Below are 17,731 nucleotides of genomic sequence, written 5' to 3'. Positions count from 1 at the left end.
CAACAAACACACCACACAGTGGCAGTCACGTTGCGACGGATTACGAGTGTAAAGCAACCGTGAAGATAAAGCAAATTCCCGGTAAACAACCCGTTGCACTCGCACACAAACGAACTGTTTTTACAGCTTCAAAATGATTGGCCAGACGCTTATGACTTCCAGCGTTCCGAGAGTCTGTAACTCGCGGTGCTGTGTCGCGCTGACTTGGATTAATGTACACACACCCCACACCAAACACAAACCCGCAGGCCACAACACATTTTCGCAGGGCGTTCTAGGCCTCCGAATCCAGCCCCAGATTCTCCTGGATTGACTCATGGGCCGTATCGAAACGCCCGATCCCCCATCGCAGCGCTGCGAATACGAGCACTGTCACCACACCCACTGCTCCAAGGATTGCACCAACAGGCCCCAATAGGTCGATTCCAGCCTCATCAATCTCTTGAACCGAGACGATGATCACCGCCATCGCGACAGACATCAGCATGATGGCCAGCAGGCTGGCCACCCACCTCATCCATCCGCTGAAGCGGTTGCTCACCCAGAAGCTCACGATTGCCATCAGGCCAAAGACCATTGCCACTGTCAGAGCAATAAGCAGGGTCATCAGTAGACCCTTTCCGCTTACGTGCAGTTCTAGATCGCCGATCCCCGGGAACAGCGCACTAAATAGCGTGAACTCCGCCGTCCCGATCAGAACTAATAAAGCCACACCCGGCAGCCACAAAACTAGCCGACCCATAGCCTTGGCGTACCAGCGGCGTCGGTCACCCGAAAGCACGAGCCAAGTGCGCAAGCTCGAGTTCAGCGTCTCACCCAGGTAGCAGGCAGCTACCGGCAGAATCATCGCTGCTGGGTACAGCCACATCGCGCCACTAGGCGTTAGCCCCGATGCGAACCAGCCGATCACACCGATGACTATCGCGATGAATCCAGCCAGGTGCATCCAAGCCATGAACCCATCGATCCGCCAGGAGGCAATGTAGTTGAGCGCCGTGGGGTTTTCGCCCTTCTTTTCTTGTTGACGCCACCTCGTCTCCGCGTTAAACAATTCAGCCCACTTGGCTTTATCCGCTTGGGTGGTCTCGTCTTCCTCGGTATCGCTCGTGGAACCCTTGACGACCTCACTATTATCCCCGACACGTGTCAGAGCCCCGATGATGCTGGCCACATGCACGAGGAAGACGAATCCTAGGACAACCCAGAATGCCGGGATGTGCCAATTGAAAATTAGCGAAAGAACGTAGCCTAAAAGCATCGCTCCGCAGACGGCTGCCGATGCAACTGGCATTACTATCAGGAGGTTTCGGCGGATATCCGCCACACTCATTCCCAGAGCGCGAAGCTGAGCCTTGTCCCACACTGCGGTGATCGGCTGCAGCCCCAGCGGAAAGCCAAATAGTAGGTATACCCCCAGCTTGAACCCGTTGATTTCCTCTCCGCCCATTAAGAAGAACAGGAGCAAAAGAATGAACACGGCGCCAAAGCCAAGGTTCCCGGATTTAGCCAGCAGCTGGCGCATGGCCAGTTTCCAGTGCGTTCCCCAGGGCAGGGGTCGGTGGGTGGTCTCCAAGGCTAGAACTCCCTTCCGGTCAGCGCTAGCACCGCCTGCTCTAGGTCCGCGCTGCTCACACGCACTCCACTGCCCTCAATGCGTGCGGCGAGGTCCTGCACGCTATCGGTTTCCAGCCCGTGAGTATCTAGGACTACCCGGCGTAGGCCGGAGGACGTGGCGTCATTAAGAACAGAACCAGTGGCCCCAACCTCGCCGAGCGTGGCTTCGACTGCCGCGGCGGAACCAGAGAGGATCGCGATGCGTTCGGTGATGGCGTCGAGGGTGCCGACTCCCGTAATGCGGCCCTTGTCGAGGAGGACGACGGAATCGAGGATGCGAGCAGCGTCGTCGACGTGGTGGGTGGAGAGGATGAATGTGCGCGGGTTGCGCTCGACATCCTGCAGCAAGAGTTTGTAGAACAACTCGCGATTCTGGACGTCAAGGCCCAGGTAGGGCTCATCGAGGAGAGTGACGGGGCACTGCGCAGCCAGTCCAATAACGATCGAGACCAGGGATTTTTGTCCGCGCGAGAGCTTAGACAGGGGTTTGCGCGTATCGACCTCGAAATCCTCGCAGAGCTGGTCCGCATAGCGCTGGTCCCAGGTCTCCCAGCGGGCGGCGACCACACTGAGTAACTGCTTGACCTTAATATCCGAAGGCCACGGCACATCGGGGCCAGACAGAATCAAGCTGTTCAGTACTTCCGTGTTGTCGTAGACCGGCTGGCCGCCAATGAGAACCTCGCCCTTGGCCCGCAGCTGGCCGGCAATCGTGCGCAGCAGAGTGGTCTTACCAGCGCCGTTGCGGCCGATAAGGCCATAGACGCGACCCCCTGGCAGGTGCGCCGTCACGCCATCAAGGGCGTGAGTGAAGCCGAGCCTGCGCCTGACATCACGCAGCTCGATATCGGGGGCGACGCCAGAGGCTGCGTCGGGATACGTAGTGGCAATCATTCGTAGAGTCCTCGACTTTCTGCGACTTTGTCCATGAGGGTTTTCAGCTGTGTGCGATTCATGCCCAACTTGGCGGCCTCGTCGACGAGAGGAACCAAATAACTGGCAGCGAAAGCCTCCTTACGCAAGGTCAGGATTCGCTCGCGGGCGCCGTGTTCAACGAACATCCCCACGCCGCGCCTCTTGGCCAACACGCCCTGATCGACAAGTAGCGCCAACCCTTTTCTGGCGGTTGCGGGGTTGATGCTGTGAAATTCTGCGAGTTCGTTAGTCGATGGCGCGCGTTCGCCCTCAGGAAGTGACCCATCCACGATCGCGTCCGCGATGAGGTCTGCGACCTGCTGAAAAAGCGGAGTCGACGATTCATTCATGAGGCACCTCCTTCGGTCTGCGACTTAACAAGCTCCCAGTGCGTTCTGCGCTTCAGCGCATTCTCAACACGCTTAGTTAGTTGGTTGGTTACTTGCGTAACTAACCATACAACAAAGTTTTCAGGCATGCTAGAGGGAAAGAACACGCAAGAACTAGTTACGAACGAAACGAAAAGAGCAATGAACAATGTTGGAACGCACACAGGTCTATGTCGACACGTCTTACCTGCTAGCAAGCTTTTATAACTCCTGGGACACCGGGGCGCGCGCCCAGTTAGAGATCGACCTTCCGGAGGTCGTAGCAGTCCTCGGCCAGATGATCCAGGACCAGCTGAAGCAGCCCGTTCACCGGCAGTTTTGGTACGACGGCATCCCCGATTCCGGCCCCCACCGCTACCAGCGCTCCCTGCGCAGCGAGCCAGGCGTGCAGCTGCGCGCCGGTCAGCTGATCGAATGGGGCGACCGCCGCACCCAAAAGGCAGTGGATACGCGCCTGGTCGCGGACATCGTTATCGCCGCGATGAAGCGCCAGGTATCCGACATCGTGCTCGTTTCTGGTGACGCCGACATGCTGCCCGGTGTTGAAGAAGCCGTCGCCGCAGGCATCCGTGTGCATCTATACGGCTTCGGCTGGGATTCCATGTCCTCCGCCCTGCGCTTCGCCTGCGATACAACCACGATCCTGGACCCGCGCGAGGACTTCCGCGACACCATGCGCCTGCAAGTGCTGGAAGGCCCCCTGCCAGCCGGCGAGCAGCCCGAACAGCCCGAGGACAAGCCCCTGGGCGATGCGGAAGAGCCGGCGGATTCGAGTCCGTGCGTGCTCACCGCCGCCGATGCTCCCGGGGATGGGCCTGCCGATGAAAACTCAGCCAAGGAGGGCGCCGTCGGCAATGCGGACGCGACCGGACCCGCGGACTCGGCCAAACCACAGACTCCGGGTACTCCCCAGATTCCAGAACCAGTGCGCAGTGGCCCAGCCGCTACCTCCCGGGGCGCCACCCATCCGAGCGTGAACCAGGAGGCCACCCCAACCCCGGCAACCCAACCCGCCACGGAAACTGCAGCTGAGGCGGTGGATGCGGCCGAAGCTGCACAAAATGCAGACAGCGTACGACCCGCAGCGACGGAGCCCAGTACGTCGGCTGAGGCGGCGGCCGAGCCGGGCACGGCGGCGTCACAAAATAAGACGGCAGAAGCACAAGAAACAGAAGCACCCAAGCCGAAGCCGCGTCCGAACCCCGGCATGATGGCGCGCCACCGCAAGCTGCGCAGCCGCTACGTGCCGCTGCCGAACGAGGTGTGGGCGACCGCGGGCGAGCAGAGCCCGTCTGACATTGGCCAGCAATACGCGGTGTGGTGGTACGACAACGTGGCGAACGAGGAACAGCGCGACAACGCCCACCTGCTGTCGGGCGGCGGGCTGCCCCCGGAGATCGACCGGCCACTGCTGCAGTTTGCTTGCGAGACTCTGCACGAGTACACGCTCTCCGAAACACAGCGCGTGGGCCTGCGCGACGGATTCCACTCCGGAATTAGGGCAATCATGCTGCGCTGACTGAGCGGGGCGTGACGGACGCGACCCGCGCACACGGCTTCGGACAGCTGGGGTTGTCCGGGGCGTGTGCAAGAATGAAGCAATGAGCTCAAGTTCCGCCACGCAGGCTGATCGGACGGTTCCCTTCACCAAGGACGCGCTGTCCATCCGCCAAACCCTCGTGCGCCTCGTTGTGACCGGTGCGCTTGCATTCGCCGGAACCACCCTGGGGTGGTACCTGATGGCGCACACGAACTTCCCCGCTTTTAACAATAGCTTCGTGCTGCGCGGACTAACTACCGCGGCCATCACCATCCTGGTCGTGCTCACCGGATTGGCCTGCTACTGGTGGGTCTACCCGGCGAAGTGGATGCTCAGCGGGCAGGCTACTGGTTCGCAGGGCAAGGGCGCGCGGAGCAAAGATGCGCGAGGTAAGGGCTTAGGTGCACGGGGATCGCAACGGCCAGCTCTGCGCGGGTGGGTCTCCGTCCTACTGCAGCTGATCATGCACCTTGCACCGGCCGTGCTGGTGCTGGCAGCGCTGGGTATCCCGCTGGCGGCAACCCAGCTTTACCTCGGCGGAATCAGCGTAGACCAGGCGTTTCGCACGCAGTTCCTCACCCGCATGACCAACCAGCTGGGCTGGGAGGACATGGCATACATCGACCAGCCTTCCTTCTACCCTGGCCTGTGGTTCTTCAGCGGCGGATTGTTCGCCCGCACCTTTGGCCTGGCCGGCTGGGTGGCAATGCAGCCCTGGGCGCTCATCACGATGGCGATGGCCGCCAGCATGCTGGTGCCGGTGTGGCAGCGCATCTGCGGTTCACTACCTATCGCCAGCGCACTGGCACTAGTGACCGTGACGGTTACCCTGACGGTCGGCGGCGATGAACCCTACGCGGCGATTGTGGCAATGGGCATGGCACCGGCGTTTGTCCTCGCCCGGCGCGCGCTGCACGGAGGGCGCGCCGCGCTCGTCGGATCCATCATCTATCTGGGGCTTTCGGCCAACCTTTATACGCTGTACACAGCCGCATCCGCCCTGACGGTAGTGGTACTCGCAGTAGTCGGCGCAGTTATGGTACGCGGCATCAAACCGCTGATCCGCCTGGTGGCAATCGGCGCCGGCTCCATCGCCATCGCCCTGCTGGGCTGGGCACCATACCTATGGAGCCTGGTCACCCAGACTCATGGATCCACCAGCACCGCGCAGCACTACCTGCCGGAAGTTGCCACACAGGTGCCCACCCCATTCTTCGAGTCTGCGGCCATTGGCATCCTCTCCATCATCGCGCTGATCTGGATGGTTTTCCGCCGTAAAGACGGCGACGTTCGCGCCCTGACGCTCGGCCTGCTCGTCTGCTACGCATGGGTGATCCTGTCGCTGCTGATGACGGTCTTCGGCACCACGCTGCTGGGCTTCCGCATGGCCGTACCAATCAGCATTATCCTCGCCGTTTCGGGCGTGCTGGCCATCGCAGATTGGCGACTGGTGTATGTTCCGCAGCTCACGGCTGCGGCGGGCCGCATGCCTAGGAACGGCGTACTGATTAGCCGCGTAATGGCTATCGTGATGGCCGTATGTGGCATTCACTATGCGACGCAGATCCCCTTCGAGCACGAGAACCACATCGACACCGCCTACACCGATACCGACGGCGATGGGAAACGTGCGGACAAGCTTCCGGGCGATTCCGCCGTGTACTACTCGCAGGTAGACGAGGTGCTCTCCGAGGAGCTCGGCGGCCGATCCGGCAAGGTGCTGCTCACGGACGAGAAGAGCTTCATGGCCTACTATCCGTACCACGCCTACCAGGCCTTTACCTCACACTATGCCAACCCGTTGGGCGACTTCGCTCGCCGTAACGAGGAGATCGAGGGCTGGAGCAAGATCACGGATCCCAAGGACCTGCTGGCTGCGATGGACAACGCAGAGAAAGCAAATGGGTGGAAGGCACCCGATGCGCTACTCATGCGCGGGCAGTTGGATTCCCCCGATAGCAGCGGTGACGACGTCGACGACACCGACGGCGCTGACAGCACCACCGCCGACGGCACATTTACCTACCTGGTGGCAGATGACATCTACCCCAGCCAGCCGAACGTGCGTTTCCGCGCGATCCACTTCGACGCCTCCGCGTTCTCCGAGGGCTGGAATCTGCACCAGGTCGGACCGTTTGTCATCGCAGTGCGCCAGCGCTAGGTGAACACTGTAGGTGGCGTCACAAAAAGCTCCCTGAGTAACAGGAATTAACAGAAATCCCGGCGAATAGGCTAATTGAGTTCTGTGTTAGCCCGGCCGTGGCCTACAATTACCTGTTGTGTCTAAAGTTCAGCAGCCAACAGGGAAACTAAAGTTAGCGTCCATCGTCTCCGGCCTCATCGGCATGGTGATGTTCGTATCTTTGCCTTTCCTGCCTGTAAACCAGGTACAGTCCTCGTTCAACTGGCCTCAGGACGATGAACTCACTTCCGTCCAGGCGCCCCTGATCTCCTACGTCCCCCAAGACGTAGACATCACGGTTCCGATCCAGGAAGTGCGCAACCTGGATGAAGGTGCGACAAATGTCCTGTCCACCCTCCCGCCAGAATCCACTGAGGCCACCCTCCGCGGCTTGTTCGTCCGCTCCACCGACGACAACCTCGACGTGGTCGTGCGCAACGTCGTTCCGCTGTCCATCAACAAGGACGCCCTGCAGAAGCTGCCGGACGACGCGCAGCTGCGCATCACCTCCAACTACGAATCCACCCGCGCCTGGGTCCCGGACGCAGACAAGCACCTGCACTACGCGCTGGATTCCACCATCGATGCCGACGTTCGCCCCGCCCTCACCGGCATCTACACGGACATCAAGAACACGGAGAAGAACGCCAACAACACGATCGACGCGGGCTTCCAGGCACACGTCACCGTCGATTCGCGCTTTACCTCTTCCCCGTCGGCTATCAAGTACCTGGCCATCTTCGTAGGCATCATCGCCACCGCGATCGCCCTGTACTGCCTGTACCGCATCGATATCCTCGACAAGCGGACCACGTCCCGCCGCTTGTTCCACCGCAACTGGTGGAAGCCCCGACCGCTCGACGGCGTGGTCGGCTTCATCCTGCTGGCCTGGTACTTCGTCGGCGCCAACACCTCCGATGACGGTTACCTGCTGACCATGGCCAAGGTCTCCCACGAGTCCGGCTACATGGCCAACTACTACCGGTGGTTCGGCGTACCGGAATCCCCCTTCGGCTCGCCGTTCTACGACCTGCTGGCGCTGATGACGCAGATCTCTTCCGCATCCATCTGGATGCGCCTGCCCTCCTTGATCGCGGGCATCGTCACGTGGCTGGTCCTTTCCCGTGAGGTCATGCCGCGCCTCGGCGCCAAGATCAACCAGCGCCAAGTCGCCCACTGGACCATGGCGGCGACATTCCTGCTGTTCTGGATGACCTTCAACAACGGCACGCGCCCGGAGCCGATCATCGCCGTGCTCTCCCTGCTGGCTTGGGTCTCCTTCGAACGCGCCATCGCCACCCACCGCCTGCTACCCGCCGCGGTCGGCACGATCATCGCCACCCTGGCGCTGGGAGCGGGCCCGACTGGCCTGATGGCCGTCTCGGCCCTGCTGGCCTCCCTGGGCACGCTGATTCGCATTCTCACCCGCCGCCTGCCTCTGTTGGGCGCACCGAAGGGTGCCCCGAAGAAGACGGTCATTGCGGCCATCCTGGCGCAGATCGCGCCGTTCCTGGCCGCCGGCACCGCGATCCTCACGGCTGTGTTCGCAGACCAGACGCTGCGCACCGTCACCGAGGCCATCAAGCTGCGCGGAGAAATCGGCCCGTCTATGCAGTGGTTCGAGGAGTTCCGTCGCTACGAAGCCCTCATGGAGCAGACCGTCGACGGCAGCTTCCCGCGCCGCTTCACCATGGTCATGCTGTTCTTCTGCATTGGCATCGTCGTGGCTGCCATGCTGCGCAACGGGCGCATCACCGGTGCCGCTAAGGCTCCGTCCACCCGCCTGTTGCTGATCATTCTGGGCACGCTGTTCTTCATGACGTTCACGCCCACCAAGTGGACCCACCACTTCGGCGTGTTCGCGGGTATCGGTGCTGCGCTGACGGCTCTAGCAGCCGTTGCCGCCTCGCGATTCGCGCTGCAGACCAGGCGCAACCAACTGCTGTTCCTGGGCTCTACCCTGATGCTGTTCGCCTTCACCCTCGCCGGCCCGAACGGTTGGTGGTACCTGTCCTCCTACGGCGTGCCGTGGTGGGATAAGCCGGTGCAGCTCTCTGGTATCACCGCTAGCACCGTGATGCTTGCTGTATCTGTCGTGGTTCTTTTCTGGGGTGTGATCGTTGGCTTTCTTGCGGACGCCAAACGCGCCCGTGCCACCACCGAATCGGAAGTGGCAGATCTTGAACGGGCCGAGACTAAGAAGCTCCACCAGTTCCGCGGCCTGACGGCCGCGCCAATCGCCGTGCTGACGGCCTTCACGGTCGTGTTCACCCTGGCCTCCCTGACGAAGGGCATGGTCAGCCAGTGGCCCGCCTACTCCGTGGGCAAGGGCAACATGATGGCTCTCACGGGCCAGACCTGTAACCAGGCTGCGGATGTTCTGGTGGAAACCAACACCAACGACTCCTTCCTCCAGCCTGCCGACGGTAGCTCCCTGAAGGAATCCCTGACCAGCGGCGGGGGTCGCGGCTTCGAGCCGAACAACATCCCCGCCAAGATCGACTCCAAGTCCACCGGCGACTCCCAGGCCACGGTGGGCTCTTCCGACCAGTTCCGTAGCGAGGATTCCGGCTCCGACGACACGAACGCTTCCTCTGACCAGGGAGACACGCAGAATGCGGCGTCACAAGATAGGGCAACGAACAAGTCCGAGGAAGAGACGAGCAGCAGTGACCGCAACGACGGCAGCGACGCATCCGGCACCACCGGCGGCCTGAAGGCCACCAAGGGCGTGAACGGATCTTATGCCGTGCTGCCGTTCGGAATTGACGCGAACAAGGTGCCAGTGGTCGGCTCGTACACCGAGGGCCTGCAGACGCCCGCAAACACTACGACCAGCTGGTACAGCCTGCCGGAGGATCGCGAGGGCCTGCCGCTGCTGGTATTCAGCGTGGCCGGGCAGGTCGGACACTTCGACATGGACGGCATCTTCAAGTACGGCCAGGAGATCAAGGTCCAGTTCGGCAAGTCCGGAGGTTCCAAGAAGGCTGAGGACTTTGAGGTGCTCGGCGAGCAGATTCCGCTGGATCCGGGCTACGCGCCCGAGTGGCGTAACCTGCGCATCCCGATGGACCAGGTGCCGGAGGATGCGGACTCGGTGCGCATTGTGGCGAACGATCCGAACCTGACGCCTACGCAGTGGATTGCCATTACGCCGCCGCGCGTGCCGGAGATGGAGTCGCTGAACGACTACGTGGGCTCCGAAGCACCGACACTGCTGGACTGGACCATCGCTTTCCAGTTCCCGTGCCAGAAGCCGTATGACCACTGGGCAGGTGTGGCAGAGGCAGCAGAGTTCCGCATTTCGCCGGACCACGACGTGCGCAGCAACCACACGCCAGTGATGGACTACTCCGGCGGTGGCTCCTACGGGCTGGTGCAGATGACCTCGCAGGCCGAAGAGGTACCGACCTACCTGCAGGACGACTGGCAGCGGGACTGGGGTGTGCTGGACAAGCTGACCCCGTTCCCGAATGCGAACGGCGATAAGCCGAAGCCGGTGAAGCTGGATACGGAGACGGATAAGCGCTCTGGGCTCTGGTACAACGGGCCGATGAAGTTCTCGGACTAGGTTCCGCAGGGCCGGCCACTGAGCAGGGCTGGGCGGGGTGGTGGTTTACCATCCCGCCCTTTTTCATGCCTTGGTCCCCCTTCATGCCCTGGCACTTATGCATGCCCCTAGGAGCCCTGCAGCCTCCACGGTCTGAGGACTCCCCAGCCGCATGCCGCGGTGCCCCGTTGCCGCACTGCCCCGATCCTCCGATGCCGCAGTGCCGCGATGCATCGGCGGATGCCTCGCGCTAGGGGGACGATGTCCCAAATCTTCCACTTTCAACGAGTAGCGCCTTTGCAGCAAAAATTTGCACCGCTCTGACCTGCGGAAATAGATGGTTATAAAAACAGAGTGGAAAATTTGGGACATTCCCCGGTTGCAGCTCGCCGAGACAGGGGTGCGCGACCGCGGAAAGGCGCAAGAGCGTGGGGTGCGAGCAAGAGCAAGACAGGGGTGCAAGAGCGGGATAGGGATGCAAAAAGCGCCGCCCGGTCAGGGCGACGCTTCTCTCTTTTAGCCGCTAGCTCCCTAGCGCGGAAGCACCATGCGCTTAGTTCGCAGCGGGAGCCGGGGCTGCCGGCGGAACCGGAGCGGCCGGGGCCTGGCCTGCAGCGGGGGCCTGGCCAGCGGCCGGCGCGGCGGCAGCATCCGTCGGCGCGGAGCCGTCCGGGTTCGCGGACTTGGCGGCGTCGGCCAGCTCAGCGAAGGCATTCGCGTCGGGCTTAACCTCGCCGTTCTCCAGCTTGGCGTTCCAGTTGGAAATACCGCCGAACTGCTGCAGCAGGCTCAGAACCTGGCCGATGTTCACCGTGCCGCCCTGGTCGCCAGCGCCCGGTGCGTAGCCCTGGATCAGCTTCAGGATGGCCTCGACCGGCAGCTTGTTACCGCCAGCGTTGAACTCCTTCAGTGCGCCGGACAGTGCGGTGTAGGCAGTCAGAATCTCCTGGGCAGTCTTCACGGAACCGGTTGCCTGGGCACCCTGATCCGGGCCGCCAGCGGATCCTGCGACCTGTGCCGGATCCATGCCCTGCAGCTGCTGCTTACCCTGAGTCAGCAGAACGTCCGGGGACACGCGGCCACCGATAACGCCCAGCAGCTGCATCATGAAGTCGGATGCCAGCGGGACATTCACCCCGGTGGCGTGCTCAATCTTGTTGGCGATCTCGGCCTCGCCTTCAACGGCAGGACGCATCGGATCCATCGCCTCGGAAGCCTGGCCTGCAGCGGTATCCGCAGGCATGCCGGATGCCAAGGCGTTCAGGGCAGCGTCGTCACCGTAGTACTTGTTCAGGTCCACCTGGGTCTGCACGCCGTTAACGCGACCAGAGCCGGAGTACTGCCAGAAGGTGACATGGTCCCAACCGCCCGGGATCTTATCCGGCAGGGTGTCGCGGTAGTAGGCCAGCCACAGCGGGTACTCGGAGAACTCAGTGGTGTTGGCCATCCGCTGGATCCAGAAGCTGTAGTAGGTGTAGATGATCGGATCGCGGCCGGTCTGGACCTTAATCTCGTCGATCCACTCGCGGACCCAGTTCTGCAGCTGGGTCGGGTTCAGACCCTCGTGCTCCTCCAGGTCCAGAACCGGGGGCAGCGAGGGCTGCACGCCGGTGGCCAGAACGCTGGCATAGTGGCGAGCCTCGGCACGCGGGTTGCCGCTGCCCGGGCGGGCGTAGTGGTAGCTACCCGGAACCAGGCCAGCCTGCTGGGCCTTCGCGGAGTCCGTGGTGAACGCCGGGTTGGTGTAGGACGTGCCCTCGGTCGCCTTCACGAAGACGAAGGACTGGCCGGACTGCTTCACGGCAGTCCAGTCGATTGCTGCGCCACCGGGGTGCTGGTGGGAGGCAACGTCGATGCCATTCAGCGCCCACGAGGGGACGGGAACAACATCGGTGGCGACGAGCGCTGCCACCGTCAAAGCGGAGCCAGCGAGTGCCGTTGCGGTGAGGCGTTTCGGTACGGACGTGCGCGTGGAGCGGCGCCATGGCAGTGAAATCATGAATCACACCATACCCAAGAACCACACGTTTCACATCATTCACATCAACCCCATGGGGCACATCTTTCACCCTATGAAACCATTGGCCAGGAAATCCCTGCTCAAGCCCTTGTGTGATTTTTATCACACTCGCTGGTATATCGTCACAGCTGGGCAAACACCGCGCTTTTTCCACCGCAGAAACTCCACACTCGTCCACACAATCGCCCATACTGCGAGCGCCGCCAGCGCCACCCAGACAAAGCCCATCCACAGCAGCTGGAACACCGGCGACACATCTAGCCAGCGAATATTCCACGCAAAATGCGTCAAGAAGCCAAGACCGCCCCACAGCACGACCGCCCCCAGGCGCCAGGCGACACCGCGCGGCTTCCCCGCTTTCGCTCCCACGAACATCGCCAGGCCGATCCCATAGCCGACCAGCGCGCTGAACATCATGTGCTTGGCAGGTCCGGCAATCACGCGCACGAGGTACGTCGACAAGGCTCCTTGCATGTCAGACACCGGATCCATCACCGCCAGCATCATCGCGTACATCATGTTCTCGAAGACCTCGAAACCCAGCCCCACCAGCAATCCGGCGATAATGCCGTGCCACGGGCGGTTCCACCAAGCGCGCCCCATCCACAGCAGAAGCCAGATGCCCAGCCCCTTAGCGATCTCCTCCGGGTAGGCGCCTCCAAAGCTGGCCGTCAGCCCGTGCCAGCCCAGCTTGTCTACGGTGCTCACCACCGGTGGCTGAATCACCACCGCCGCCAGCACCACGGAGGCCGCCCCACCCCACAGCACTGCCAGCGCAGCCAGCCGTTTGGGTGTGCCCCTATATATCGGCAGCGCCCACACCAACAGCAGCGCCCCCGCCAGGTGCAGCGCGCCGATCAGCAGCACCAGCCCCAGCGTCGGACTCACCGTTGAGGGGTTATTGCCGATCAGCAGAAACCCGGACATCACGAGGCTCGGAACCACCAGCAGCCAGTACGCCGCCAGCCAGCCGTCGCGGAATAGTCGCAGTTTCGGCCGCTGCTGGGGCGGATGCTTCAAGTGAAACTCTAGTGGCACCTCGAACACGCGGTAGTTGCGCACCTTAAACATCGGATTCACCTGCGCTTTCTGCGTTGTCGTCCAAGCTGACGCCGCGCACGAACTCGTCGATCTCTTCTAACTGCTTTCTGATTGACGCCGACTTCACCGGCATCTGCACCACCACTATCGGGGCCGTGCCGTCGGGTTCGAGGCTGTGCTCCAGTTCGCTATTGGGCTCCCCGCCGGCGCCATTGTCCGCACCGGCACCAGCATCCGCGCCCTCTTCTGGAACCGCATCCGGATCCCTCACGAACGCAACCGCCACGAATCGCTTCTCCCCCAGCTTGTAGGTATCCGTCACGCGCAGTTGCTTGACATGCATCTTCTTCAACTGCTCCCGGTTTTCCTCCGAGATCTTGCCCAGCACGTCGATCGACTGCAGGTTCACACCGTCCTGGAAAACTATCGCACGCACGGCGCGGTTCACGGCCTGCGAGATGGGTTCCTCGCCGCCTTTCACGTCCACACCCGATAGGCCGGTCACTCCGTAGCTTTCTCCATCGCAATCCAATTCCATCACTCCGGGGCGCCCCAGGCCGGGCGAATCGTGGCATTCCTCCAGGGAGGCAAACCGCAGTGGCCACTCGGAATAGGTGAGGACCGAGTCCGCCATCCCTTCCGCGACGGTCAGGGATTGGGGCTCGTCTTCCAGGGTGGCGTCCACAATAAAGACACCCCCAACCAGCAACAACAGTGTCCCTAAAAGATAGGCCGAATACGCACCGCGGCGCTTCGGACTGGTCGGTGCGGGGCGATATGTGGTCGGTGGGGCGGGCTTGGCAGGCTTTGCGGGTGGCGCGGGGCGGGCTGGCACCGGAGGAACCGGAGCCATCGGTCGCTGTGGCTGGCGGGCTGGTCGCCCCTGTGACGGACGCTGCGGCGGGCCCTGTGGCGCGGGATGATGGAACATACGCCATAGCCTAACCATTGTGCGGGACACCCTGTCCGCGGCGGTGTCTAAGGTGGTGTGCATGGTAGAAAACAACGCTGCAAAAACTAACGCTGTAGAAATCCCGGACGACATCTCCGAGGCCGCGCCTCAGAACCAGGCCGGCGAGCCCACCCAGCCATCACCGGCGCAGGACCTGTACCGCCACGTGAACGGCACTTGGCTGGCGACCCACAAGATCCCCAGCGACCGCCCCGTCGACGGCACCTTCCACCAGCTGCGCGACCTCGCTGAGCAGGAGGTCCGCGAGATCGTAGAGGCCGCCGCCTCCGACGAGCCGAACGGCCGCGTGGGCGCGCTGTACTCCTCTTTTATGGACGTGCAGGGCATCGCCGCCGCGGGTCTGGCCGGACTGCGGGAGCCGTTGGGTCTTATTAGTGACGCCACCTCGGTCAGCGACCTGGCCAAGGTGCTCGGCAGGCTCGATATGGAGGGCACCGGTGGTGTTGCGGGGTATTGGATCGAAAAGGATTCCAGCCAGGACATTCAGCGCGCCTACCTGGTGCAGACCGGGCTGGGTCTGCCGGATGAGGCGTACTACCGGGAGGAGCAGCACGCGCCGACCCGCGAGGCCTATCGCGAGTTCGTAGAGGACATGCTGGGGCTGGTCAGCGAACTGGAGCTGCCCGGAAAGTATGCGGATGCGGGCGCGGCTGCGGCGGCGGATGCGATCTGCGCGTTCGAGACCGAGCTGGCGCGCGGGCACTGGGACAACGTGGCCAGCCGCGATGCGGAGAAGACATATAACCCGACAAAGGTCGAGGATCTGCCGACGGGCTTCCCCTTCCGCGAGTGGCTGGCGGCCACGGGCGTGGATACGCAGAGCGCGGGCGGGGGCACGATCGTGGTGTGCCAGCCCAGCTACCTGGAGCACGTCGCGACAATGGCCACCGGCGGAGGCGAAAACCCGCAGTTCAGCGGCCTGGATGAGTGGAAGCTGTGGGCCTACTGGCGGGTGATCTTGAGCAGCGCGGCATACCTGCCGACGGAGGTGAACCTGCGGAACTGGGAGTTCTACGGGCGGACCCTGTCCGGCGCTACGGAGCAGCGGGCGCGGTGGAAGCGCGGCGTCGCGCTGGTCGAAGGTGCCGTGGGCGAGGAAGTCGGCAAGAAGTTCGTCGCCGAGCACTTCCCGCCGGAGCACAAGCAGAAGATGCTGGAGCTGGTGGACTACCTGATCGCCGCCTACCGCGAGCGCATCAGCGAACTGGCCTGGATGACCCCCGCGACGCGCGAAAAGGCACTGGCGAAGCTGGAGAAGTTCGAGGCGAAGATCGGCTACCCGGATAAGTGGCGTGACTTCGACGGCCTGGAATTCGGCTCCACAGGCGCGGATCTGCTGGCGAACGTGCGGGCGGCCAGCCGCTTCAACCACAACTACGAGGTCTCGAAGCTGGGCAAGCCCAGCGACAACGAGACCTGGTTCACCACCCCGCAGACGGTGAATGCGTTCTACAACCCGGTGAAGAACGACATCACCTTCCCGGCGGCGATCCTGCGCCCGCCGTTCTTCGACCCGGCGGCGGACATGGCCGGCAATTTCGGCGCCATCGGCGCGGTGATTGGCCACGAGATCGGCCACGGCTTCGACGACCAGGGGTCGAAGTACGACGGCGACGGAAACCTGAACTCCTGGTGGACCGAGGAGGACCGCGAGGCCTTCACCGCGCTGACCGACAAGCTGGTGGCCCAGTACGATGGCCTGGTGCCGACGGGCCTGCGCCAGCGCGGCATCACCGAGCACACCGTTAACGGCAGCTTCACCCTGGGCGAGAATATCGGTGACCTCGGCGGATTGGGAATCGCCATCGTGGCCCTGCGCCGCTACCTGGCGGACCAGGGGAAGACCTTCGAGACGGCGGAGAAGCTGCCGGTCGAGGGGCTGGTGGATGCCGAGGGCAACCCGGACACCGCCGAGTACACCGCCCTGCAGCGCGTGTTCCTGCGCTGGGCGCGGATCTGGCAGACCGCGATCCGCCCGCAGATGGCGGCTCAGTACGCCTCCATCGACCCGCACTCGCCGGCGGAGTTCCGCTGCAACGTGGTCTCCAGCAACATCGCGGAGTTCTACGAGGCCTTCGACGTCTCCGAGGGCGACGGAATGTGGCTCGCCGAGGACGAGCGCGTCTGCATCTGGTAGCAGCGCCCGCCAGCCCGGCGCGCTAGAACGCCTGGAAGTTCTCCGGGGCCAGCAGGTCCGGCTCGTGCGCGTCCTCGTCGGGGACGAACTCCTCAATCTCGCAGAGGTTCACCAACGCACCCGTCGGATCCTCGATGGTGGCCATGCGTCCAAACTCGGATTCCCAAACCGGGCGGATCACCTTTCCGCCCAGCTCCGGTGTGCTGGCTATGGCGGCGTCCACGTCCGCCACGCCCAGGTAAACGGTCCACATCCCCGGCACCTCCAGCTTGGAGGTATCCCACAGACCAACCACTGCCGCGCCGTCGAACTCGCCGGTGGCATAGCGGAACTCCCCCTCCCCTGCGCCATCCTCTGCACCGTCCCCTGCGGCCTTAATATCCCAGCCCGCCAGCTCGTGGTAAAACTCCAGCGTCGTATCCCAGTTCTGCGCCACCATGAGCTCGAACCACACCGGGGTGCCGGGCTCGCCCGCGGCGATCAACGCATGCTCGTCCGCGGGATTGCGCAGGCCGACCGTGGCCCCCGACGGGTCGACGATGACGGCCATGTCGCCACGGTCGCCCAGGTCCTGCGGCTCCAGCACGGACTTCGCCCCCGCCTGCACGGCCTTGTCATGCGCCTGCTGCACATCCGGGGTGTACAGCAGCACTCCCCACACGGACTGGTTGCCCTCCGGGATCTGCGCGATACCCGCCACCGGCATGCCTTGCTTCTTCGCCACGGCGTAGCCATCGGAGACCTGCTCGAACTCCCAGCCCAGCAACTCGCTGTAGAACTTCTCCGCCCCTGCCGCATCGGTGCTGGCTAGGTCCAGCCATACGGGCATTCCGGGCTGAGCGATCATTGCGGGCATGGTTCCTCCACTGCTCTTTCTTGTGTTCTTGCTTGTGCTCTTGTTGGGGGCTAACTGTTGTTTCTTTTTGACGCCACCCGGCCTCCACCGGCCAGGCATTCAGCTAGCGCTAGATCGCGTTATCCTCGCGGACGTCTTCCAGGCTGACGTTGCGCCACTTCTCCGGGTCGAAATCATCGTCTGCGGTGGACTCGTCGAAGTATTCCCCGAGGTCATCGTCGGATTCCGTTCCATTCGCAGCAGCGCCAGCACCCGCCGCGCCGCTCGCGCCAGCCACCACGGCTCCTGCCAGCACTTCGCCAGTGTCCGCATCCACCAGGGTCACCTCGTCGCCCGGGCGCAACGTCTTACCGCGGCGGGTATCCACCTCGCCGTTGACCTGCACAACCCCGGCGGCGATGGCCTCCTTGGCCTCCCCACCGGTCTCCACCAGGTTCGCCAGTTTGATGAACTGCCCCAGCTTGATTTCGGAATCGCGAATGCTGACCTCTGGAAACTCCATGCGCCTCAGTCT

At 63.0% G+C, this 17,731-nt stretch carries 12 protein-coding genes; 4 read left to right on the top strand and 8 right to left on the bottom strand.

The window, feature by feature from the left end:
- Window positions 1–274: 274 nt before the first annotated feature.
- Genes MHX52_RS04715 through MHX52_RS04705 form a run of 3 tightly spaced genes read right to left on the bottom strand, consistent with a single transcriptional unit; the run spans window position 275 to window position 2,879 of the window.
- The gene (locus MHX52_RS04715; RefSeq protein WP_239316831.1) at window positions 275–1,573 is read right to left on the bottom strand and encodes an ABC transporter permease; all 1,299 of its coding nucleotides are present in this window, start codon (window positions 1,571–1,573) and stop codon (window positions 275–277) included.
- 2 nt (window positions 1,574–1,575) lie between these two features.
- Window positions 1,576–2,508, bottom strand: coding sequence for an ATP-binding cassette domain-containing protein (locus MHX52_RS04710; protein ID WP_070488495.1), 933 nt, complete (start codon window positions 2,506–2,508; stop codon window positions 1,576–1,578).
- Window positions 2,505–2,879, bottom strand: a complete 375-nt coding sequence (locus MHX52_RS04705) for a GntR family transcriptional regulator (protein WP_035004555.1) — start codon at window positions 2,877–2,879, stop codon at window positions 2,505–2,507. The genes MHX52_RS04710 and MHX52_RS04705 overlap by 4 nt, the downstream gene beginning before the upstream one ends.
- 187 nt (window positions 2,880–3,066) lie before the next feature.
- Here MHX52_RS04705 and MHX52_RS04700 point away from each other — a divergent pair, with 187 nt between their 5' ends.
- The 3 genes from MHX52_RS04700 (at window position 3,067) to MHX52_RS04690 (ending at window position 10,211) form a co-directional block, all read left to right on the top strand.
- Entirely contained in the window at window positions 3,067–4,437 is a 1,371-nt protein-coding gene (locus tag MHX52_RS04700) for an NYN domain-containing protein (protein WP_239316830.1), read from the top strand.
- Window positions 4,438–4,519: 82 nt separating this feature from the next.
- The gene (locus MHX52_RS04695; RefSeq protein ID WP_239316829.1) at window positions 4,520–6,619 is read left to right on the top strand and encodes a galactan 5-O-arabinofuranosyltransferase; all 2,100 of its coding nucleotides are present in this window, start codon (window positions 4,520–4,522) and stop codon (window positions 6,617–6,619) included.
- Window positions 6,620–6,737: 118 nt separating this feature from the next.
- On the top strand, window positions 6,738–10,211 hold the full coding sequence (locus MHX52_RS04690; RefSeq protein ID WP_239316828.1) for an arabinosyltransferase domain-containing protein: 3,474 nt from the start codon (window positions 6,738–6,740) through the stop codon (window positions 10,209–10,211).
- 532 nt (window positions 10,212–10,743) lie between these two features.
- Here MHX52_RS04690 and MHX52_RS04685 read toward each other — a convergent pair.
- From MHX52_RS04685 to MHX52_RS04675, 3 genes are all read right to left on the bottom strand, one after another.
- Window positions 10,744–12,189, bottom strand: coding sequence for a glycoside hydrolase family 25 protein (locus MHX52_RS04685; RefSeq protein ID WP_239316827.1), 1,446 nt, complete (start codon window positions 12,187–12,189; stop codon window positions 10,744–10,746).
- 123 nt (window positions 12,190–12,312) lie between these two features.
- Window positions 12,313–13,281: a PrsW family intramembrane metalloprotease gene (locus tag MHX52_RS04680; protein ID WP_239316843.1), complete on the bottom strand. Its 969-nt coding sequence runs from the start codon at window positions 13,279–13,281 to the stop codon at window positions 12,313–12,315.
- On the bottom strand, window positions 13,274–13,936 hold the full coding sequence (locus tag MHX52_RS04675; protein WP_239316826.1) for a hypothetical protein: 663 nt from the start codon (window positions 13,934–13,936) through the stop codon (window positions 13,274–13,276). Before MHX52_RS04675 ends, MHX52_RS04680 begins: the two co-directional genes overlap by 8 nt.
- 307 nt (window positions 13,937–14,243) lie before the next feature.
- On the opposite strand from MHX52_RS04675, the gene MHX52_RS04670 reads away from it, so the two are divergent.
- Entirely contained in the window at window positions 14,244–16,361 is a 2,118-nt protein-coding gene (locus MHX52_RS04670; RefSeq protein ID WP_239316824.1) for a M13 family metallopeptidase, read from the top strand.
- A gap of 22 nt (window positions 16,362–16,383) precedes the next feature.
- Here MHX52_RS04670 and MHX52_RS04665 read toward each other — a convergent pair whose 3' ends face one another.
- Together MHX52_RS04665 and MHX52_RS04660 are read right to left on the bottom strand one after the other, a co-directional pair.
- On the bottom strand, window positions 16,384–17,217 hold the full coding sequence (locus tag MHX52_RS04665) for a VOC family protein (RefSeq protein ID WP_049050643.1): 834 nt from the start codon (window positions 17,215–17,217) through the stop codon (window positions 16,384–16,386).
- 109 nt (window positions 17,218–17,326) lie between these two features.
- Window positions 17,327–17,719, bottom strand: coding sequence for an RNA-binding S4 domain-containing protein (locus tag MHX52_RS04660; protein WP_049050644.1), 393 nt, complete (start codon window positions 17,717–17,719; stop codon window positions 17,327–17,329).
- Between the last annotated feature and the right edge of the window lie 12 nt (window positions 17,720–17,731).

This window comes from Corynebacterium sp. ACRQJ (genome assembly GCF_022346045.1).
GTDB classification, from domain to species: Bacteria; Actinomycetota; Actinomycetes; order Mycobacteriales; family Mycobacteriaceae; genus Corynebacterium; species Corynebacterium evansiae.
Note: the sequence above shows the minus strand (reverse complement) of the source record. Positions and strands in the feature narration are given on the sequence as shown.